This window comes from Ruegeria sp. AF2, from assembly GCF_056542025.1.
The window spans coordinates 25,299-45,180 of sequence record NZ_JBQFZC010000010.1; the positions used below are offsets into that span (position 1 = coordinate 25,299).

Below are 19,882 nucleotides of genomic sequence, written 5' to 3' on the forward strand. Positions count from 1 at the left end.
GCGAGGATTTGTGCACCCGCACCGCCACACAGACTCTGTGCGCCGGTTCAGAGCGGAGCGTGCAGGTCAGGATGGGCTGCGGCAAAGGCCGAATGCTCGGCGCAGACGGCCTCGACTGCTGTCAGGCGTGGCATATCGGATAGATCAACTTCCCACCGGCGCGCATTATAAAGCTGTGGGATCAGGCAGATATCGGCCAGACCCGGCGTTTCACCGGTGCAGAACGGGGATTGATCAAAGCCGCCCAGCAGCGATTCAAACGCGAGCAGACCCGGCCGGATGAAGTGACGCATCCAGTCGCCGGGCATGTCGCCTGCACCTTGGGTGAGCGCGGTGGCATGTTTGGCAACCGACAGATTGCAGACCGGATGGATATCCACCGCGATACTGTGCGCCAATGCCCGCGCAGCAGCTCGCTTGGCCGGATCGGTTGGCAGCAGACCCAGTTCGCGGGTCTCATCCAGATAATCGATGATGGCCAGCGATTGGGTCAACCGAACCCCATCGATATCCAGCACCGGGACCAGACCTTGCGGGTTGCGGTCCAAATGATCCGGGGCGCGATGCGCCCCGTTCACCAGATCCACGACGACCGGGCGGTAGGTGATCCCAGCCAGATTCAGTGCAATCCGCACCCGGTAACTGGCGGACGAACGCCAGTAATCAAACAGAACCACTTCGGACATACGATGGTTAGCCTTTGCTTAGTTCCTTGGCATGCAGCCAGTCGGCATGCTGAGGGGCTCGTTTGGTGCGCGACCATTCTTCGAGCATATCCCATTTGACCGAATCCAGCCGGGCCAGCATGGCCTCTTCCTCGGGGTCGGGGCAAGCCAGTTCCACCCGGTGACCGTTCGGATCGAAGAAATAGATCGAATGAAAGATCGAATGATCCGTGACACCCAGAACCTCGACGCCGTTGGCTTCGAGATGGTCCTTGAATGCGATCAGCTCATCACGGTCCTTCACCTTGAATGCGATGTGCTGCACCCAAATCGGCGTGTTGGGATCGCGCCCCATTTCCGGCTTGGTAGGCAGCTCAAAAAACGCCAGCACATTGCCATTTCCGGCATCCAGAAACAGGTGCATGTAGGGATCAGGTTCATGGGTGGAGGGCACATGATCTTCGGCAATCGCCAGAATGAAATCCATGTTCAGCATCTTGCCGTACCATTCAACGGTCTCTTTCGCGTCCTTGCAGCGATAGGCGACGTGGTGAATCTGTTCGATTTTCATGGGCTTACTCCTGTTTCAGGGCTGCGGCGACCAACGCCTGCTTCAGCACCGCGTTGTCGCCGATGTGGTTTGCCAGAACCAGCACAAGGCGCGCGTTGAACGCATCGCTTTCGGCTTTCTCAAGCCCTTCATGGGCGGCCACCAGATCGGCATAGAAATCGTCTGCCTGGGTCAGATTGGATGAGAGGATCAGATCAGCCATGTCGCTTACTCCTTGCCTGTGGCGCGGCGCACCGCGTGCCGGAATGCATTTTCTTCGTAGGTGTCGCGGCGGGCGGCCACGTGCTGATCGGGACGGATCAGATAAACCGCTCCGCTGGCATCGCCTAAATAGCGGCGCTTCAGCGTTAGGGTCGGGTCGTCTTTGACCGAGAGTGCCAGGCGTTTGACGATGATGCCATCGACCTCGATCTCATCTGGTGCATCGGCGTCGATGGTCAGCAGCGTGAACTGTCCAGCCAGTTTAGGCAGTAGAAAGCCATCACCCAAAGGCGCATCCGGACAGGACGCTCCGGGACGCGTCTGCGTCGGCCCGTTCAACGCATCCGCCGAATTCAGCGACGAGCCGTCATAGACGCAAGGTACGCTCAAGCGGCCAGAATTCACCATCGGGCGGGCGAAGTCATAGTGCTCGCTCAAGTCCAGCACCGCGTCGCGCAGGATGCGGGACATCTGCGATTTCGGGGTGATGAAATCGGTCGAGCGGGTCGAGTTCAGGATGTTTTCGTCCGCACCGTGAATGCGTTCCTGATCGTAGCTGTCCAGCAGCGACTCAGGCGCTTTGCCGTCAATCACCAGTTTCAGTTTCCAGCACAGGTTGTCGGTATCCTGCACGCCCGAGTTTGCGCCCCGTGCGCCAAACGGGCTGACCTGATGGGCACTGTCACCGGCAAAGAGCACGCGGCCATGGCGGAATTGCTCCATCCGGCGGCACTGGAAGGTGTAGATGCTGACCCATTCCAGCTCGAAATTTACCTCCTCGCCCAGCATGGCCTTGAGGCGCGGGATCACGTTTTCCGGGCGCTTTTCGCGTTCCTTGTCGATATCCCATCCCAGTTGCAGATCGATGCGCCAGACGCCATCGGGTTGTTTATGTAGCAACGCAGATTGGCCTTTGTTGAACGGCGGATCGAACCAGAACCAGCGTTCCGAGGGGAAATCGGCCTCCATAATCACATCAGCGATCAGGAAGTTGTCTTCGAACACGCGGCCCACAAAATCCTTACCCATCATGGCGCGCATGGGTGAGCCCGCGCCGTCGCAGGCGATGACCCAATCCGCCTCGATGGTGTATGAACCCTCAGGCGTTTCGACCTCAAGCTTGACGTGATCGGGGTGGGTTCCAACGGCTTCGACCTTGTTGCGGCCGCGGATTTCGATCGGTGCACCCTGCGCTTGCAATTCGCGGACGCGGTCGACCAGAAACTGCTCGAAATAGTATTGCTGCAGGTTGATGAAGGCCGGGCGCTGATCGCCGCTGTCGGGCTGCAGGTCGAATTCGTAAACCTGACGTTCGTCGAAGAACACTTTGCCCTTGTTCCAAAGAACGCCCTTGTCCACCATCGGCTGCCCGCAGCCCAGACGGTCGAGGATTTCCAGCGGGCGCTTGGCAAAACAGATGGCGCGGCTGCCAAAGCTGACCTTGTCGTTGTCGTCCAGCACCAGCACCTCAACCCCTTGCTGGGCCAGATCGATGGCGGCGGCCAGACCCACCGGACCGGCCCCAACGACGATGACCTTGTGGCGCACGGGCGCTGGCGCGGATTGATCCGGGCTGGCCTCGTAGGCATAAAGTGGAACTTCAAAAATCTTGTTCACTCTCTCTCTCCCATTTCTGGCGCATCGGGCGCACCCCATCTGTTCCCCGGCACAGTTGCGCCGGAGGTCTTGCGTTAGAGTTTCACCGTCAAATCCGGGCCGCCACGATCTGGATCAAATCCGGCCCGGAATTCTTAGCCCTGAAGGGCCTCCCACATCTCCAGATCGCGCTGGGCGGTCCAGATACGGGGCGTGTCGATGCCGCGGGCCTCGTCATAGGCGCGGGCAACATTGAAGGGCAGGCAGTGTTCGTAGATCGCATAGTCGGCGAATTTTGGGTCGCATTCTGCGCGCACGGCGTCCCATGCTTCTTTCAGACTGCCGCCGCGCGCCGCAACCTTGGCGGCCGGTCGGTAGGTGCTTTCTACGAAATCGCGGGTGTTTTCGATGGCCGCGTTGACCATGTCTTTACCGACCAGAGCGTCGCCGCGCCCCGGCGCGATAGCGTCTACGTCGAACCACTTGATTTCGTCCAGAGTGTCGCCCCAGTCGCTGAAATGCCCGTCGCCGCAATAGCAGGCCGAGTGGTATTCGACGATGTCACCGGTGAACATAACGTTCTGATCGGGCACATGGATGACGATATCACCTGCCGTATGGGCGCGGCCCAGATGCATCAAGTCGATCCGGCGCTTGCCCAGATAAACCGTCATTGTGTCGCTGAAGGTGGTGGTGGGCCATGTGAGGCCGGGGATGCTTTCGTGTCCTTCAAAGAGACGCGGGAAGCGTTGGAATTCGCTGTCCCAGTCTTCCTGACCGCGTTCAACCACCATGGCGCGCGCCATATCCGACATCAGGATCTGTTGCGCACCAAAGGCGCTCGCGCCCAGCACGCGTACTGCGTGGTAATGGGTCAGCGCCACATGGTTGATCGGCTTGTCAGTCACCGACCGCACGCATTCGATCACCTTGTTGGCCAGACGCGGGGTCGCCTGTGCCTCGACAATCATCACGCTGTCATCGCCGATGATCACGCCCGAATTCGGGTCGCCTTCGGCGGTGAAGGCATAGAGCCCTTCGCCCACCTCGGTGAAGCTGATTTTCTTTTCCGACATGTCCCCCTGGGACGCAAATGCCTTGGTCATATCAGTGATTTCCCTTCTGGACAGCGACTGGCTTTGATGATGTTGTCGCCATATGTTTGAGCGTCGATTTTTGCCCTATTGGGCAACCGCTTGTGTTGTCATTGCCTGCGCCATCATCCTGCTGTGGATGGGCCGCGAACCGATTTGCAAATGCGGTTATGTCAAGCTGTGGCATGGTGAAACCTTCAGTTCCGAAAGCTCGCAGCATCTGACCGATTGGTACACGCCCAGCCACATCATTCATGGCTTTCTGTTTTACGGTCTTCTGTGGCTGGTGGCGCGCCGCCTTGCCGTTGGCTGGCGGTTGTTCATCGCCACCTTGATAGAAGTCGCGTGGGAGATTTCCGAGAACACCAATGCCGTGATCGAACATTACCGCGCGGTCACGATCTCGCTGGATTACTACGGCGACAGTGTCGTCAACTCGATCGCCGATATTGGCGCGATGATGCTGGGGTTCTGGTTGGCGCGTCGCCTGCCGATCTGGATGACGGTCACCATTGCGCTGGGATTCGAGATCCTGACCACCACGCTGATCCGCGATGGTCTGACGCTGAACGTGCTGATGCTGCTTTATCCCATCGAGGCCGTTAAGGACTGGCAGAGCGCGCTCTGAATATGCGGGCTGGACCTGCATCAATCTCTGGCGAATGGATTTTCGAGTGCGGGCAGCACGGTGCCGGTGCAATCGCCGAACCCGATGGTATAGCCGTCGCCCTTGGCTGCGCCGGTCAGGGTCAGCGTGTCGCCGTTTTCGATGAAGGTGCGGGTCTCGCCTGTGTCCAGCGTCAGTGGCTCTTTCCCGCCCCAGCTGAGTTCCAGAAGTGATCCGCGCTCTGGCTTGTTCGGCCCCGAAATGGTGCCGGACCCCAACAGGTCGCCCGTGTTCATCGGACACCCAGACGTCGAGTGATGCGCCAACTGCTGCGCCGCCGAGTAATACATCTCGCGATAATTGGTTCGTGCGATGGTCGTGGCGTCTTTATTCTCGGGCGCCATCGTTACGGATAGATCGATGTCATAGAGCATCGGGCCGCAATCCTTCAGGTGGTCCAGCAGGGCGAACTCACGGTCGGGCGTATCGCAGCGGAACGGTTCCAGCGCCGCTTTGGTCACGATCCAGGGGCTGATCGAGGTCGCGGTCGCCTTGGCCTGAAATGGCCCCAGCGGCTGGTATTCCCAGGCCTGAATATCACGCGCGGACCAGTCGTTTAGCAGGACATAGCCAAAGATGTTGTCATCGGCTTCCTGCACCGTGATCGGCCCATCCGAGGGTGTGCCGACGATAGCGCCCATCTCAAGCTCGATGTCAAAGCGGCGGCTGGGCAGGAAAGCAGGCAGCTCCTGATCGGGCGATTTCAATTGACCCCAGGGGCGACGGATATCCGTGCCTGAAACGACAACAGACGACGCGCGGCCGTTATAGCCGATGGGGATGTGCAGCCAGTTCGGCGGCAACGCGTTTTCCGGGCCGCGGAACATGGTGCCCACGTTCTGGGCATGGTGGCGGCCCGCGTAGAAATCGGTGTACTCGCTGACGGCAAAGGGCATGTGCATCTCGGCCTCGTCCTGCGGGATCAGCAGACCTTCGATCTTGTGCTGTTCGTCCGAATCTTCAGCCAATAGCTTAGATAGGCGGTCGCGCAATGCAGCCCATACGGCAGGGCCTTCTTCCATCAGCGGATTCCAGAAGGGCAGATCGAACAGCGGCTCATCCGACAGCGCGATTAATCCATCAGCTTCGGCAGCAGTCACGTCGAAGATCATGTCGCCGATGGCAACGCCGCAGCGGGGCTCGGTGGTTTCGGTCGAGAACACGCCATAAGGCAGGTTGTTCAGCGGGAAGGGGTGGTCGGCGGAATTGGCCGATGCGACCCAGGATTTCTTCAAAGGCATATTGCGTCCTTATGTCTTTCGGTTACGAGGCGGCGCGCAGGGATTTGAAGCCCAGCAGGACTGCCGCCAATATCATGAAGCTGCCACCGATCCGGTCGAGCCAAAGCCTTGCCGGCCCCTGCAGTCGCCGGGCCAGCCAACTGGCAGTGGAGCCATAGGCCATCAGAAACAACCCGTCTATGATCAGATATGTGGCCGAGAGGATGGCGAATTGCGGCCAGAAAGGCAGCGCGCCATCGATGAACAGCGGAAACAAAGCGGCGAAGAACACCACCGCCTTGGGATTCGCGGCAGAGGTGATGAAGCCCTGCATCCAGAGCGCCTTGCGGCTGGCACGTGGCGCATCGTTGGTTTCGGCAACACGTGCCTTCACGATTTGCTTGACGCCGAGATAGACCAAATAGGCCACGCCCAACCACTTGATCACGGTAAAGGCCGTCCCGGACGTGGCGATCAGGGCAGCCAGACCCAGACCGGCGGCCAACATTTGAAAGAAATTGGCCGTCAAATCACCCGCAGCGGTAAAAAAACCTCGCCGCAGCCCATTGGTTGCCGAGTTCGACAGCATCAGCAACTGGCTTGGCCCCGGTGTGCTCATCAGCAGCAACACCGTCGCCACATAGGTGATCCAGATATCAAAACTCATCTCGTCTCCGGTGATCCTTCAACTTGTCACTTGTCGAATAATAGTTGATTTTGTAACTAACAAGGATGACCCAGCCTAAAAATGACCAAAAAGATGAGTTTGATTTGCGAAATTTCCTTCCGTTCCTGTTGAATCAGGCGGCCGAGGAAAGTTCGCTTGAGTTTCAGCGCGTTTACAAGGATCGCTACGGAATGCTGCGCACCGAATGGCGGGTGCTGTTTCATCTGGGCAATCATGGTGAGATGACCGCACGCGACATTGTTGAGCGTGCCAAAATCCACAAAACCAAGGTCAGCCGTGCGGTCAGCCGATTGCAACAGCGCCGATATTTGCAAAGGCTGCGGGATGAAAATGACCGGCGGGTTGAGCGGCTATCGCTGACCTCGGCTGGCCAGAAGGTTTATCGCGAGTTAAGCGGTATCGCACAGGATTATGATCAGAAACTGGCATCGCGTTTCACCACGGGTGAGGCCGCCTTGCTGCGCATGATGCTGCGACGTCTGGCCGGAATGGATTAGGGTACTGGTAATCCGGTACAGCTGCCCCCAGATCAACGTCATAACGGACACAGGAACGACACATGACAGCGCCGGATTCCCCAACGGCAAAATCCCATGATCTGATAGATTGGTTGGTGACCCGCGGCCTGGAAGGGGCCGACAAACAAGAACTTCTGGACGGGTATTGCACCCGTTTAGTTGATCTTGGTGTGCCCTTGATGCGCTTTCATGCGGCGCAACCGGCCTTGCATCCCGTCTATGGCGGAACGGGCTATAGCTGGTACCGCAGCAAAGGAAGTAATCTGGAAACCTTCGAGTATTCCGAAGAGCCCAGTGAAGTTTGGACACAAAGTCCGCTGTACGCCGTATTGCACGAAGATATCGATGCTATCCGTGAACGGCTGGTCGACCAGAACGAACCCAGCCGCTTTCCTCTGCTAAACGAGTTGCGGGAAAACGGAGCCACGGACTATTACGCGACTGGCATCAGCTTTGATGTGCCGGCTCAACGCAACCCTTATGATGCGAAAGAGGCAATCGACGGCGTCTTGATGTCCTGGTCCAGCAATGCGCCGGAAGGATTCTGCGACGATGATCTGGACGTGATCAATACGGCGTTACCGCATCTGGGGCTGGCTCTGAAGTCAGCCTCGAACGCGCGGGTGTCGAAAGATTTGATGCGGGTTTATCTGGGGCGCGATGCCGGTCGTCGGGTCTTGTCCGGTGAAATCCGTCGCGGGTCACTGCAGCAGATCGATGCGGTGATCTGGAACTTCGATCTAGAAGGGTTCACCAGCCTGTCAGAAGAGATGCCAGGGATCGAAGTTATAGATATGCTGAATGACTACCTGGGTGTGGTGGTCGATGTTGTTCATCAATGCGAAGGCAACATCCTGAAGTTCATGGGCGACGGTGTCATGGCGATGTTTGATGTCGGCGAGATCGATGCCGATGCCCGCGCCGCGCTGGCTGCAGCGACCATGCTGCAAGAGCGTATGGCCGAATTGAACACTCAGCGGAGTTCACGGGGTCAACCGGTTTCGAACTATACGCTGGCATTGCACTCTGGTGAGATCCTCTATGGAAACATCGGCTCCGAAAGTCGGCTGGATTTCACCGTCATTGGTCCGGCGGTCAACCAGACGTCCAGAATTGCGGGGATGCATCGGTCACTGGGGCAGCGGATCCTGATTTCCGACGATGTAGCCCGCGCTGCCCATCCCTGCGATCAGGATCTGATCTCGGTCGGTCGCTATATGTTGCGGGGCGTGGCAGAGCCAAAAGAGTTGTTTACGATCTACAGAACGGCTGGCTAGGTCTGGCCATTGTACAGCTGCTTAATGCGGTAGCTTAAGGCCAGAGGTCAACACCACTATTTTTCAACGCTGACCAATCCAGAATAATCTGTCTTGGCAACGCTGCGAATGGCGTCTGAGATAAAGCTGAATGCGCGATGGTGGCCACTGGAGGCGCGCCAGACAAGGCCAATCGACCTATTCAGGCGGCCGGGCCTATAGGGCACAAGTGCCACGTCCCCGCCAAATTTGGGCACTTCGGACGCCACATAAAGTGATGGAAGGAATGAGATTCCGATATTCATAGCGGTCATCTGACGAATGGCATCCAAACTGGTGCCTTCATAGTCATACAGCAGATTTGCGCCGACCTCCTTGGTCAGGTTTTCGATCTGGCTGTGGAGGGTGAAGCGCCGCGACAGGACCAAAACGTTTTCCCCCTTTAGATCTTCGTCTTCTACGTATTCCTTTTTTGCCAGCGGATGGCTGAGGGCCACAGCCAGATGAAGAGGCTCTCGCAGTAATCGCTGAACAAAAACATCGGCCGATTTCACCGGCAGTTGCGTCAGAATAACGTCGTGCATTCCGCTCAGCAGTTCTTGCAGCAGTTCTGAGGGGGGGCCGTCACGCACGATCAATCTCAGATCCGGATGGTTCTGATGCAAATGCAGAAAAACGCGCGGCAACAGATAGGGCCCCAGCGTTGGGGATGAGCCAAGGCGAAAACTTCCTGAAAGTTCGGATTTCATCCGATTGTGTGTTTCTTGTAGGGCCATCACATCAGATAGTATGCTTCGGGTTTGCTCAAGAATTTCTCGTCCTTCAGGCGTCAGCATCGCTCCGGCGCGGCCTCGTTCGACGAGGTTCAGACAAAGCACAGATTCCAAATTGGCAATCTGCAGGCTAAGGGAAGGCTGGCTAATGCCGATACGCTCGGCGGCTTTCCTGTAGTGGCCAGTGTCGGCCAGCGTACGGAAATAGGACAGTTGTTTCAATGTCAGCTGGATGTCGATCAATAGGTTTTTCCAATCAAATATTGTTGAATAATAGGCTATCCTATTTTGTTGGAATATCCAACAATTGGCGCAGTCTCTTGTTTCAGAGCACTTGGTGTTGGTGTGTTCGCTCGGAGGACGTCATGAACATTCAAAACAAATCTATTCGATCTGAACACTCCTGCGGGCATTCGAGATCAGTTGATCTGCGCAGATTGAGGTCGCAGGGCGTTCTTTCCGAACGTGAAGTCAAATGGTGTCAGTCGAACGGTGTCGAGGTCGCTTACGACCCGATTCAAATAGGCTGGGTCCCACTGGAATGTGAGGATGACATCCTGGGCACATTTGGGCGTCCGAATCCCCGGCCATTCCACTTCCGTGCATGGGATCTGAAGGACTCGGCAGAGTATGCGGCGATGCTTTCCTCTGAGCGCCTGTGGCGCTATCTGCCGGAGGTCTATCCAGGCCCAATCAGTGCGGACGATGCCGCCCAATTGATCGAACTGGGTTACGAAGATCATCATCAGGTGTTGGCCATCGAGAAAGATGGGCACGCAATCGGACAGGTTCGTATGCTAGAAAAGGGATCGGGCAGCGCCGAAGTCAGCTATTGGTTGGGTGAGAAGCATTGGGGCAAGGGGTACGCCAGTTCGATCGTCGCACAGTACTGTGACGAATACTTGCGCCAACGCCCCAATGTTTACCGGGTGATCGCGGTTGTGCACGCAAACAACTTGGCATCTCAAGCTGTTCTCCGGAAATGTGCGTTTACTGACTCTGCGCGCGACGGAGAGTGGCTTACACTTGAGCGGCTACGTAGAGCATCTTAAGGCACTTGGATTTACTTTGGTTAGCTGTGCAGGCGCTGCCACGCGGCTAGAAGTCGATCTCAACACCCGGCAAGCTCAGTTCCTTCATCATGTCGCGCAATTCCTGACGTGCGGCGATGTTTGAGATGTTTAATTGCTTGACCCCGATATCCTTGAGGTCCAGCAAAGTCAGTCCGCGCGGGAACAACTCGCGGAAAATCACTCGCTCGGAAAAGCCCGAGGCGACGCGGAAGCCGATGCGCTGTGACAGCATCTCGATCGCGCGTTGCATCTTTTCCTTGTTGACCATGCGCTGGGTGCCGACCCGGTTGCGGACGACGACCCAGTCGATCGGTTTCAGCCCAGCTTGGGCGCGCAATTGGCGGGCATTCCAGACCATCTCGGAATAGACTGAGGGGCCAAGGATTCTCTCACCTTTGGAATCGATCCGCGCCAGCAGGTCAAAATCGATGAAACTGTCGTTCAGCGGTGTAATCAGTGTATCGGCCAGCGAATGTGCAACCTGGCTGAGTCGAGTGTGCGAACCGGGGCAGTCGATCAGGATGAAATCGCTATCGCTTTCCAGTTCGGCCACGGCGGCCGAAAGGCGGTGGTCATAGATGTTTTCACCGGGTTGCAGAGCGCTGGCGTCAATCTCGGGCAGGTCGTGGTGGCGTGGGCTGGGCAGAGACAGGTCCGAGCCGTTCAGGAAGTTCAAGCGGTTCTCGAAATACCGGCCCAGACTGCGCTGCCGCAGGTCAAGATCGAGTGTGCTGACCTTGTGCCCCAGCCGTGCCAATGCGGTGGCCACATGCATCGACACGGTTGATTTGCCTGCGCCGCCCTTTTCGTTCCCGACCACAATGATATGTGCCATGCCTGTATTCCCAAGTCCCGCCGTGTTTGCCTACACGTTGTTGGCAGCCACTATATGTTGTGTGAGCTGAGAAGGGAAGAACCTCGGGCCGTCTTGAGCGCTATTATCAAGCCTCAAATTGGAAAAGTGCTTGGTACTTGGGGGTTAGGGTAAATCCTTGCCAAACACACACCCCTGTTTCACTGTCCATCCTATGGATTTGTGATCGAGGGCAGCCATTGGATCATCTGTTTCTGAACGTTTTGAACGTGGTTCTGCCTGTCCTGATTTGCGCTGGAATCGGTTACGCTCTGGCTTTGATCAAGGCCCCCTATGACAACAAAGTTATTGGCGGGATCGTCTCGCGGGTCGGGTATCCGACGCTGATTATCTCGCACCTTTCAACCACCCAGATTGCGGTCGGCACCTTTCTTGATGTCATGATGGCCGCCGCTTTGGCGATTGCAGGTTTTGGGCTGTTGGGGCTTGTCGCGCTCAAACTGATGCGGCTGCCGGTGCGGGCATTTCTGACGCCACTGATGCATGGCAATGTCGGCAATATCGGCCTGCCCATTACCCTTTTGGCGCTGGGCGATGCGGGAATGGCCTATACGATGGCATTTGTGGTGGTTGTGCTGATCAGTATCTTCACGATCGGCATGTGGATTCCGGCCGGAGAGTTCTCACCCAAGAAACTGGCGACTTCGCCGATTATTTACGCGGTCGCACTGTCGCTGGTGTTGATGGCGACGGGCACCAGCCTGCCGCAACCGGTGGCCAAATCCTTTGATATTCTGGGCGGTCTTTCAATCCCGCTGATGTTGCTGACGCTGGGCCACACGCTGGCGACCCTGCGGATCAAAAGCCTTGGCCGAGCCGTTTTGCTGACAGCGCTGCACCTGCTGATGGCTGCGGTGATTGCCAGCGCGTTGGTCTGGAGCTTCGGCTTCACCGGGGCTGAGCGGGGCGCGGTGATCCTGTGCTGTTTGATGCCATCCTCTGTCGCGACCTATTTGTTCATCGATCAGCATGTGCCGGAATACGGACCCGATGTGGCCGGGTTCATTCTGGTTTCGACTCTGTCCACGATCCTGGTGCTGCCAGTGGCGCTGTCCTACTGGATCTAATAGGCGCTGGGCGCGCAGCGCGCTAAAAACAGTATCTATCAGCAAAAAACCGTTTAATAATAGGCACAACACGGTGCCCGAAGGGCCAGCGCGCTATTCCTGAACGGGGGACAGGCAGATGCCAAAAGACGTCACTGAGGACATATCCGGCGCGGGAGGGGCACGTCTGGTTCTGGTGATGACCGCGCTGTGCATGATGGTTGTTGGCTTCAACACAACCGCCGTTGCGACGATCCTGCCAAATCTGAAGGCCGAGTTCGATCTGTCGCCTTCCAGCCTGCAATGGGTGATGGCGATCTATACAGTGGTTAGCGCGACCCTCGTCACCATCGTCAGCCGACTTGGCGATATCACCGGCAAGATGGGCGTCTTCTTTGCCGGAATGATCGTGTTCGGTCTTGGCTCGGCCCTTGTGTTGTTTTCACAGGATGCAGCCATGTTGCTGGCAGGCCGCGGGGCCCAAGGTGCCGGGGCGGCAGCGCTGTTTGGCACCTCGCTTTCGCTGCTGACTGCCGCCACGCCCGAGGAACAACGGGCCAGCGTCACCGGTGCCTGGGGCGCGATCGTCGGGCTGGCAATTGGTGTTGGTCCGATCGTTGGCGGCGCGTTTGCGCATTACCTCAGCTGGCGGGGCGTGTTTGCCACCGATCTGGCGCTGCTGATCGTGGCGTTTGCGGTCGGGTTGCGGGTCAGCAAAGAGCATTACGTCCCCGACACCCGTCTTGCAGGCGCAAAGTTCGATCTTGCGGGTGCAGTCGCATTGGTCCTGCTGCTTGGCCCGCTATCCTTCGCGCTCAGCAACGGGGAAAGCCACGGATGGGCCACAAGATCGACCCTGATCCCGCTTGCCGTGTCGGCTGTAGCGGTGATTGCACTGATCATCACCTCGCGCCGCAGCGCGGACCCTCTGATCGAGCTGCGCTACTTCCGCCACCCCCGTTATTTCATGGCGGCGGCAGGGATGTTCATTACCGGCTTCGCGCTGTTCAGCTTTTTCGTCTATTTCAACGTCTTCGTGCAATCGCCAGATGCGTTTGGCCTGTCCGCTGTTGGGGCGGGGGTGGCGATCCTGCCGTTGAGCCTCAGTATGTTCGTCGTGTCCGTGGTGGCTCCGCGTTTTCTTGCACCTTACAGTTTTCGATGGCCGGTGATCCTGGGCATGGGGTTCATGACCTGTGGGTTCATGCTGTTGACGACAACGACGAACACAACAGGCATGGGTGCGATTTGGTGGAAGCTGGTGATTATCGGGATCGGGCTTGGCATCGGTTTTTCGTTATTGCCGCGTCTCGGGCTGCGCTTGTTGCCGGAAGAACATATGGGGCAGGGCTCGGGCGTGGTGAATGCGTTCCTCTATTTTGGTGCCACCCTTGGTGCCGTGGTTGGAGGTCTGGCCGAAGCAATCACTACCCGACGCGGCCTGTCCGAAGTGATCAACGCCTTGCCCACCGGGTCCGAGCAACGGGCCGACCTGGCCCATGCACTGACACATGGCACCGCCAGTCAGGTGCAGCAGCTTATAGCGGCGCTTGATCCGACCACGGGCGAAGCGTTGGCGCGCGCCTTGCGAGATCTGCAGGATGATGCATTTAACAGTGCCATGCTTGTCGCCGCTATCGCTGCGCTTTTGGGGATGATCCTGGCTGCCGTAATGCTGCGAGGCCCGGTGCCTCCACCGCACAGCGCGGTTGATCTGACAAGGGACTGATCGTCGGTGGGGCCACTTGTGACCGGCACTCAATCGGCCTAGGCTTTTGTCATGTGTGGAAAGTTTGCAGCCGGTCACCTGACGCAGCGGGAAATGCTGGCGATTACCGAGTATTTTCTCTACGGCAAGGTCTCGCCTGATCTGCCCGAGCAGCTGCCTTCGGGTGGGTACAATGTGTCCCCCACCAATCGGGTTGGCATGGTCCGTTGGGACGGCGATCAGGCCGAATTGGCTACTGCGCGCTGGCAAATCAAGGATCCGCGCAGCAAGAAGCCGATGATCAATTCGAAGATCGAAAATGTCAGCTTCTGGCAGCAATACTGGAACAAGGGGCGCTGTCTAATTCCGGCACTGGGATATTACGAGTGGCCCAAGGACCAGGGCCATGATTGCCCGGTCTACATCACGGTTCAGCGCAATGCCCCGGTGATGTTTTTTGCGGGGTTTTACAGGACTGATGACGGCAGCCATAGCTGTACGATCCTGACCCGGACACCCAGCCCGCAGATCGCGCATATTCACAGCCGAATGCCGGTGATCCTGACCCCGGATGAAATCGAAAACTGGCTATCAGGCGTCACGACCGCGCAAGAGGCGCAGCAGTCGTTGGGTGCGCAGTACGAAGGCCGGTTTGAATATCACACCGTCAAACCCATCAAGCGCGGAGCTGAGGGCGAAGATATGATTGAGCCTTACACGCCCCCGGTCCAGACCGGGTTTGATTTCTGAAACAGCCGCAAAGTGCAGTGGGGTAATTCCAAAACAAAAAAAGGCCGCCCAATTGGACGGCCTTTCGCATTTCAACCAGGTCGGGATTAGAAGCCCAGACCTTCGTATTTCTTCTTGAACTTCGACACGCGGCCGCCTGCGTCCATCAGGCGCGACGAACCACCGGTCCATGCGGGGTGCACGGAAGGGTCGATTTCCAGAGCCAGCTGGTCGCCTTCGCTGCCCCAGGTGGATTTCATCTGAACCACGGAGCCATCGGTCATTTTGACGTTGATGACGTGATAATCGGGATGGATGTCTTTTTTCATCTTTCCGCTCCTTACGCCTCGGCGCCAGCCTTGGGCTTGTAGTTGGTGACTTCTGCGATACGCGCGGATTTACCACGGCGCGAGCGCAGGTAGTACAGTTTGGCGCGACGAACGCGGCCACGGCGGACAACGGTGATGCTGTCGATATTGGTCGAATGCAGCGGGAACACACGCTCCACGCCTTCGCCAAACGAAATCTTGCGAACGGTGAACGAACCGGCGATGCCGCTGCCACCTTTGCGCGCGATGCAGACGCCTTCATAGTTCTGCACACGGGTACGCGACCCTTCGGTCACTTTAAAGCCGACACGGATGGTGTCACCGGCTTTGAAATCGGGGATGTCTTTCCCCAGGGCGGCAATCTGTTCCGCCTCAAGCTGTGCGATCAGGTCCATCGCATTTACTCCTATATGCTCGCGGTTGGTCCACGAAGTTTGGGCACGGCCTGAGAGCTCTTGGTCTTCACCGGGTCCTGCGTACAGCCCGCCAGAGGTCAGATCGAATGTTCCTTTTGGTCCGGTCCGCCCTGTCGCGCCGTGGCCGAAGAAAGCCGGGCGTCACGTCAGGATGCAAACCAAAACACCGGAGTCGCGTAACGCCACACCGGATTGGGCTGCTTTACGGGCTTTGTGGGCGGGGATCAAGCCTTATTCTTGGTGAAACAGGTGAGTTTTTGCCACCCGTCAAATCCACCGTTGCCTTGTTCACCAGATCAGGCATTCTGGGGTTAATTATAAGAGCAGATATTTGATACAGGATCATAAGATGCGCAAAGCACTTCTGCTGGCCGTTATGGCGCTCGCACTTGTCTCATGTGGTCGCCGCGGCCCGCAACCTCAGGCGGTTGAGCCGCAGGCCTTCGCGGACACGACCCCGCCTTCGATCATCTACCCCGCCTTTGGTGACGCTGACCCGCACCCGTGGGAAGGTCGCCACCCCGGCCAGTACCCCGTGCACGGGCTGGATGTCTCGCGTTGGCAGGGGCCGATTGATTGGCGCACCGCACAGAAGAACGGTGTCAGCTTTGCCTTCATCAAAGCCACCGAGGGCGGAGATTTTACCGACCCGATGTTCGACGAGCACCGACGCGGCGCACAAGCTGCCGGAGTGCCGTGGGGGGCCTATCACTATTACTATTTCTGCCGTCCGGCCCATGAACAGGCGCGTTGGTTCATCCAGAACGTGCCCAAAGGGGCCGACCTGCCGCATGTGCTGGATATGGAATGGACGCCTCATTCCAAAACCTGCACCCTGCGCCCTGATGGCCGAACCGTTCGGGCCGAGGCGCAGCGGTTCCTTGATATTCTCGAGCGCCACTATGGCCGACGCCCGATTGTCTACACGACGGTAGATTTCTACGGCGACACCGATATCGGACGACTTCCCAAAACCGAGTTCTGGCTGCGCTCGGTCGCGGGCCACCCGCGCAACGTTTATCCAGGCTCGGTCTGGCGGTTCTGGCAATACACCGGCACCGGGCTGGTGCCGGGGGTTCAGGGTAAGGTGGACATCAACACCTTCAACGGCACGCCGGAAACCTGGGCGTTGTGGAAGGCAACCCGTTAGTCTTAGCCCTTATCTTCTGATTTTCGATAGGCGTCCCACAGATCGGGCCGCCGTTCGCGGGTGATCTGTTCCGACATTTCATGACGCCAATCCGCAATGCGTCCATGGTGGCCTGACATCAGGATCTCGGGGATCGGGCGGCCTTTCCAGTCGGCGGGGCGGGTGTATTGCGGATGCTCCAATAAGCCAGAGGAAAAGCTCTCCTCCTCGGCTGAGGCCTGATTGCCCAGAACGCCCGGGATCAGCCGCACGGTGGCGTCGATCAGGGCCTGCGCGGCGATTTCACCCCCGGTCATGACAAAATCACCCAAGCTGATCTCTTGCACGCCGTAATGTTCCAGCACCCGCTCATCGACGCCTTCGAAACGACCACATAGCAGTGTCATGCCATCGCAGCGAGCCAGGTTTTGCATCATTTTCTGATCCATCCGACGCCCACGCGGGCTGAGGTAGATCAACGGCCAGTTGCCCCGGATGCCCGCCATCGTATGCTCAATGGCCTCACCCAGCACATCGGCACGCAGCACCATGCCCGCACCGCCGCCCGCAGGGGTGTCATCCACATTGCGGTGCTTGCCGATCCCGAATTGGCGCAAATCCACAGTTTCCAACTGCCATAGCCCTTCTTGCAGGGCCTTGCCGGTCAGGCTTTCGCCCAGAACACCCGGGAAGGCAGATGGGAACAACGTGATAATCTTGGCCTTCCACACCCCGTGCAGATCGGGCGTCGGCGTCATCAACTCGCGCGGCTTCAACGTTGGACGGATGGCTTTGCGGCCATGGGACTTTCCGGGTTTATCTGTCATCTCGAGCCGATCAGATCGTTCTGGGTGCTTTGAACCAAAGCCGTCTTTTGATCGATCAGTGCAGCATCGTCCAGATCGGATCGGTTCATTTCCAGCATCTGCTGCAAGACATCCTCGGGCAGGCGTGGGTTTGATCGGGTCGGGCCTACCAATTCGGCGGCTTTGTCCGCAGGCAGGTCAAGGAATTCAGCAAAAGTGCTTCCAAGCCCATGTCGCTGGCCCTGCAGGTCTTCCAGCCATTCGGTGCGGACCGAGACCGAGGGCAAACGGTCGCGCACAGCCGCAGCAGCAATCTGAGGCGACGGCACCGGTTCAAGCCGGGCGCGAAAGGTCTCAAAATCCTGAATCAGGCGCGAGCGTTGAAGATCATGTGCCCACAGGCTGCGCAGCCAGCTTCCGCGTTGGCGCAGCGAGTAGTAGATCGTGATATGCACCTCTTCCCCGGCAAACCGGTCGCGGATCAGGCCGACAAGGCAAGAGGCAAGCTCGGGCGCGGCCTCATATCCCACCGCGACATTGCGGCTGGGGCGCAGGCCCGAGAAATTCTCTTCGCTCAGAATCAGCCCACGCTTCTGGCCGAACTCCAGTGAATTCAGGAAGTGCCGCATCTGATCCTTGAAATCGCTCATCGCGCCGGGGGTGCCGTAGACGGAATAGCGTGTGGCTGCTTCGGACAGGCCTGTTTTGCGGGTCCGATAGGGCAGGACCAACGCATGGTGCGGCCAGATCAGTGACCGGTTTTCGAACAGAAAGGACTGTGCCGCCGTTGTCCCGGTCTTGTGCAGACCCAGATGCAGCAACACGCGTCGCATTACAGCAGGCCCTCAGGCGGATCAGCGATGATGCGGCCCTTGTCCAGATCTACGGTCGGAACGGATTCGAGTGTAAACGGCAGCAGCACGGTGGCCTTTAAGCCCGGCCCGTGCAGTTCCAACAGGTCTGCCGCGCCGTGATTTTGAACCGATTTCACCCGACCCAGCAGGGTGCCGCCGGTGTCATAAACCTCAAGCCCGATAAGGTCGGTGTGGTAAAACTCATCATCCGGCAGCGACGGCAATTGATCGCGCCGCGCGTAAAGGCGCAGGCCATTCAGCGCATCCGCCGCTTCCTTCGTCTCAATGCCACCCAGCCGGGCGGCAAAGCCGTTCTTGATCGCGCGGGTCAGGACTACGGGATAGCGCTCTTTACCTTCTTCGTCTGTCAGCGGCGAATAGCCTTCGATATCCTCGGGGACGGCGCAGAAACTTTTCAGCCGCACCTCGCCGCGCACCCCATAGGAGCCCGCGATGCTGCCTACGCAGATCAGATCACTCATTTCGACCATCCGTCACACATAGCCCGTCCCGCCATTGTCCGATCACCTCGCACGCCTCGCGCTGGTTCGAGCGTTCGAAGAATACGCCCACAATAAATGCGATCGCCAGCAGGATGGGAAGCCGTAACAAACCGAACATGTCTAGCGCACCTCGATCGGCAGAGAGGCGTCGCGGCATTCCCAGCCGACCTGCTCCAGCTCCGGCGTATCGGATTGGGCCTCGGGCCAGCCCAAGCAGAAATATCCGATCAACCGCCAGTCCTCGGGGACATCCAGATCGCGCACCATCTGGTCCGGGTCGAGGATCGAGACCCAGCCTAGGCCCAAGCCTTCTGCCCGCAAGGCCAGCCAGAACAAGGTGATGGCTGAGACGACCGAATAGCGCCGCATCTCGGGCATTGTGCCCGCGCCCAGCCCTTGTCCCTTGTCAGTGGCATCGTCGCAGAACACCGCCAGCTGCACAGGGGCTTCCTTCATCCCAGACAGTTTCAACTGGCTATACAGCTGCGCTTTCTCGCCGGAATACCCGGCCAGCGCCTGTTCGTTCGCGGTTTGGAAATTCTTCAACGCCGCGTCGCGCGCGGCCTCGCTTTCAACGCGGATCACGCGCCAGGGTTCGCTGAGCCCAACAGAAGGGGCCAGTCGAAACGCGTCGAGGCAGCGCGTAAGCACTGCCTCGTCAATTGCATCGGTGCGAAACCGGCGCACATCACGCCGGAGCCGCATCAACAGATCGAACTGCGTGCGAAAATCGTCGGAAAAGGCCTGATCCTGCACGCGCCCGACTGCTTATTCTTCTACAGCAGCTTCTTCAGCCGGTGCAGCAGCCGCTTCGGCAGCTTCAGCAGCCTTGGCAGCTTTCTCTTCCGCGCGTTCCTGAGCTTTCTTGCCCGGGGTACCCTTGTTGGGGTTGTTGCGCTCGGCCTTGTCACGGGCGCCGGCAGCTTCCAGCATACGTGCGATCCGGTCGGTGGGCTGTGCGCCCTGATCCAGCCAGTACTGGATGCGCTCCATGTTCATTTTCACGCGCTCTTCGCTGTCTTTCGGCAGCAGCGGGTTGTAGGTGCCCAGTTTTTCGATGAAACGACCATCGCGCGGCATACGGCTATCAGCCGCAACAATGCGATAGAAGGGACGCTTTTTCGAGCCGCCGCGGGCGAGACGAATTTTCATTGCCATGGTGGTAT

At 58.2% G+C, this 19,882-nt stretch carries 25 protein-coding genes; 8 read left to right on the top strand and 17 right to left on the bottom strand.

The window, feature by feature from the left end; translation table 11 throughout:
- Positions 1-47: 47 nt before the first annotated feature.
- From maiA to ACR0NM_RS19590, 5 genes are all read right to left on the bottom strand, one after another.
- Positions 48-686 (bottom strand): maleylacetoacetate isomerase, encoded by a 639-nt coding sequence (gene maiA, locus ACR0NM_RS19570; protein ID WP_170402426.1) that lies wholly within the window; start codon positions 684-686, stop codon positions 48-50.
- 7 nt (positions 687-693) lie between these two features.
- A complete protein-coding gene (locus tag ACR0NM_RS19575; RefSeq protein ID WP_170392683.1) occupies positions 694-1,236 on the bottom strand; it encodes a VOC family protein in 543 nt (180 codons plus the stop codon).
- A 4-nt stretch (positions 1,237-1,240) separates the two neighbouring features.
- Complete coding sequence (locus ACR0NM_RS19580; protein WP_480616276.1) at positions 1,241-1,438, bottom strand: DUF2783 domain-containing protein; 198 nt, start codon at positions 1,436-1,438, stop codon at positions 1,241-1,243.
- A gap of 5 nt (positions 1,439-1,443) precedes the next feature.
- Complete coding sequence (locus tag ACR0NM_RS19585; RefSeq protein ID WP_480616278.1) at positions 1,444-3,054, bottom strand: FAD-dependent oxidoreductase; 1,611 nt, start codon at positions 3,052-3,054, stop codon at positions 1,444-1,446.
- 134 nt (positions 3,055-3,188) lie between these two features.
- Complete coding sequence (locus ACR0NM_RS19590; RefSeq protein WP_480616280.1) at positions 3,189-4,139, bottom strand: MBL fold metallo-hydrolase; 951 nt, start codon at positions 4,137-4,139, stop codon at positions 3,189-3,191.
- Positions 4,140-4,191: 52 nt separating this feature from the next.
- Here ACR0NM_RS19590 and ACR0NM_RS19595 point away from each other — a divergent pair, with 52 nt between their 5' ends.
- Positions 4,192-4,755, top strand: coding sequence for a DUF2585 domain-containing protein (locus tag ACR0NM_RS19595; RefSeq protein ID WP_170402422.1), 564 nt, complete (start codon positions 4,192-4,194; stop codon positions 4,753-4,755).
- Positions 4,756-4,775: 20 nt separating this feature from the next.
- Here ACR0NM_RS19595 and fahA read toward each other — a convergent pair whose 3' ends face one another.
- Together fahA and ACR0NM_RS19605 are read right to left on the bottom strand one after the other, a co-directional pair.
- Complete coding sequence (fahA, locus tag ACR0NM_RS19600; protein ID WP_170402420.1) at positions 4,776-6,035, bottom strand: fumarylacetoacetase; 1,260 nt, start codon at positions 6,033-6,035, stop codon at positions 4,776-4,778.
- A 22-nt stretch (positions 6,036-6,057) separates the two neighbouring features.
- On the bottom strand, positions 6,058-6,681 hold the full coding sequence (locus ACR0NM_RS19605) for a LysE family translocator (RefSeq protein WP_170392677.1): 624 nt from the start codon (positions 6,679-6,681) through the stop codon (positions 6,058-6,060).
- Positions 6,682-6,746: 65 nt separating this feature from the next.
- On the opposite strand from ACR0NM_RS19605, the gene ACR0NM_RS19610 reads away from it, so the two are divergent.
- On the top strand, positions 6,747-7,199 hold the full coding sequence (locus ACR0NM_RS19610) for a MarR family winged helix-turn-helix transcriptional regulator (RefSeq protein ID WP_170392676.1): 453 nt from the start codon (positions 6,747-6,749) through the stop codon (positions 7,197-7,199).
- Between the two features lie 62 nt (positions 7,200-7,261).
- Positions 7,262-8,497 carry an adenylate/guanylate cyclase domain-containing protein gene (locus ACR0NM_RS19615; RefSeq protein WP_170392675.1) on the top strand — a complete coding sequence of 412 codons (1,236 nt, stop codon included), beginning with the start codon at positions 7,262-7,264 and terminating at the stop codon, positions 8,495-8,497.
- Positions 8,498-8,553: 56 nt separating this feature from the next.
- Here ACR0NM_RS19615 and ACR0NM_RS19620 read toward each other — a convergent pair whose 3' ends face one another.
- A complete protein-coding gene (locus tag ACR0NM_RS19620) occupies positions 8,554-9,492 on the bottom strand; it encodes a hydrogen peroxide-inducible genes activator (protein WP_255611813.1) in 939 nt (312 codons plus the stop codon).
- Positions 9,493-9,614: 122 nt separating this feature from the next.
- Here ACR0NM_RS19620 and ACR0NM_RS19625 point away from each other — a divergent pair, with 122 nt between their 5' ends.
- The gene (locus ACR0NM_RS19625; protein WP_480616283.1) at positions 9,615-10,301 is read left to right on the top strand and encodes a GNAT family N-acetyltransferase; all 687 of its coding nucleotides are present in this window, start codon (positions 9,615-9,617) and stop codon (positions 10,299-10,301) included.
- 46 nt (positions 10,302-10,347) lie between these two features.
- Here the strand turns inward: ACR0NM_RS19625 and ACR0NM_RS19630 are convergent, their stop codons facing one another.
- Complete coding sequence (locus tag ACR0NM_RS19630; protein ID WP_170402416.1) at positions 10,348-11,157, bottom strand: division plane positioning ATPase MipZ; 810 nt, start codon at positions 11,155-11,157, stop codon at positions 10,348-10,350.
- A gap of 218 nt (positions 11,158-11,375) precedes the next feature.
- Here ACR0NM_RS19630 and ACR0NM_RS19635 point away from each other — a divergent pair, with 218 nt between their 5' ends.
- The 3 genes from ACR0NM_RS19635 to ACR0NM_RS19645 all read left to right on the top strand — a co-directional run bounded on the left by ACR0NM_RS19635 (position 11,376) and on the right by ACR0NM_RS19645 (position 14,700).
- Positions 11,376-12,263: an AEC family transporter gene (locus ACR0NM_RS19635; RefSeq protein WP_170425102.1), complete on the top strand. Its 888-nt coding sequence runs from the start codon at positions 11,376-11,378 to the stop codon at positions 12,261-12,263.
- A 118-nt stretch (positions 12,264-12,381) separates the two neighbouring features.
- Positions 12,382-13,971, top strand: coding sequence for an MFS transporter (locus ACR0NM_RS19640; RefSeq protein ID WP_480567469.1), 1,590 nt, complete (start codon positions 12,382-12,384; stop codon positions 13,969-13,971).
- A 51-nt stretch (positions 13,972-14,022) separates the two neighbouring features.
- Complete coding sequence (locus ACR0NM_RS19645; protein ID WP_480562527.1) at positions 14,023-14,700, top strand: SOS response-associated peptidase; 678 nt, start codon at positions 14,023-14,025, stop codon at positions 14,698-14,700.
- Between the two features lie 86 nt (positions 14,701-14,786).
- Here the strand turns inward: ACR0NM_RS19645 and rpmE are convergent, their stop codons facing one another.
- Positions 14,787-15,008, bottom strand: coding sequence for a 50S ribosomal protein L31 (rpmE, locus tag ACR0NM_RS19650; RefSeq protein WP_170392669.1), 222 nt, complete (start codon positions 15,006-15,008; stop codon positions 14,787-14,789).
- Between the two features lie 11 nt (positions 15,009-15,019).
- The gene (rplS, locus tag ACR0NM_RS19655) at positions 15,020-15,403 is read right to left on the bottom strand and encodes a 50S ribosomal protein L19 (RefSeq protein WP_170328369.1); all 384 of its coding nucleotides are present in this window, start codon (positions 15,401-15,403) and stop codon (positions 15,020-15,022) included.
- Positions 15,404-15,773: 370 nt separating this feature from the next.
- Here rplS and ACR0NM_RS19660 point away from each other — a divergent pair, with 370 nt between their 5' ends.
- Positions 15,774-16,574: a glycoside hydrolase family 25 protein gene (locus ACR0NM_RS19660; RefSeq protein ID WP_170625083.1), complete on the top strand. Its 801-nt coding sequence runs from the start codon at positions 15,774-15,776 to the stop codon at positions 16,572-16,574.
- A gap of 2 nt (positions 16,575-16,576) precedes the next feature.
- Here ACR0NM_RS19660 and trmD read toward each other — a convergent pair whose 3' ends face one another.
- From trmD to rpsP, 6 genes are read right to left on the bottom strand one after another with little or no spacing between them, the layout of a single operon-like run.
- Positions 16,577-17,380, bottom strand: coding sequence for a tRNA (guanosine(37)-N1)-methyltransferase TrmD (gene trmD / locus ACR0NM_RS19665; RefSeq protein ID WP_170392667.1), 804 nt, complete (start codon positions 17,378-17,380; stop codon positions 16,577-16,579).
- Positions 17,377-18,192, bottom strand: a complete 816-nt coding sequence (locus tag ACR0NM_RS19670; protein ID WP_480616285.1) for a hypothetical protein — start codon at positions 18,190-18,192, stop codon at positions 17,377-17,379. The genes trmD and ACR0NM_RS19670 overlap by 4 nt, the downstream gene beginning before the upstream one ends.
- On the bottom strand, positions 18,192-18,695 hold the full coding sequence (rimM, locus tag ACR0NM_RS19675) for a ribosome maturation factor RimM (protein WP_170392665.1): 504 nt from the start codon (positions 18,693-18,695) through the stop codon (positions 18,192-18,194). Before rimM ends, ACR0NM_RS19670 begins: the two co-directional genes overlap by 1 nt.
- Positions 18,688-18,834, bottom strand: a complete 147-nt coding sequence (locus ACR0NM_RS19680) for a hypothetical protein (RefSeq protein WP_170392664.1) — start codon at positions 18,832-18,834, stop codon at positions 18,688-18,690. Before ACR0NM_RS19680 ends, rimM begins: the two co-directional genes overlap by 8 nt.
- Positions 18,835-18,836: 2 nt before the next feature.
- The gene (gene bluB, locus ACR0NM_RS19685) at positions 18,837-19,472 is read right to left on the bottom strand and encodes a 5,6-dimethylbenzimidazole synthase (RefSeq protein ID WP_480616287.1); all 636 of its coding nucleotides are present in this window, start codon (positions 19,470-19,472) and stop codon (positions 18,837-18,839) included.
- Between the two features lie 12 nt (positions 19,473-19,484).
- Complete coding sequence (gene rpsP, locus ACR0NM_RS19690; RefSeq protein ID WP_480616289.1) at positions 19,485-19,874, bottom strand: 30S ribosomal protein S16; 390 nt, start codon at positions 19,872-19,874, stop codon at positions 19,485-19,487.
- Positions 19,875-19,882 lie beyond the last annotated feature (8 nt).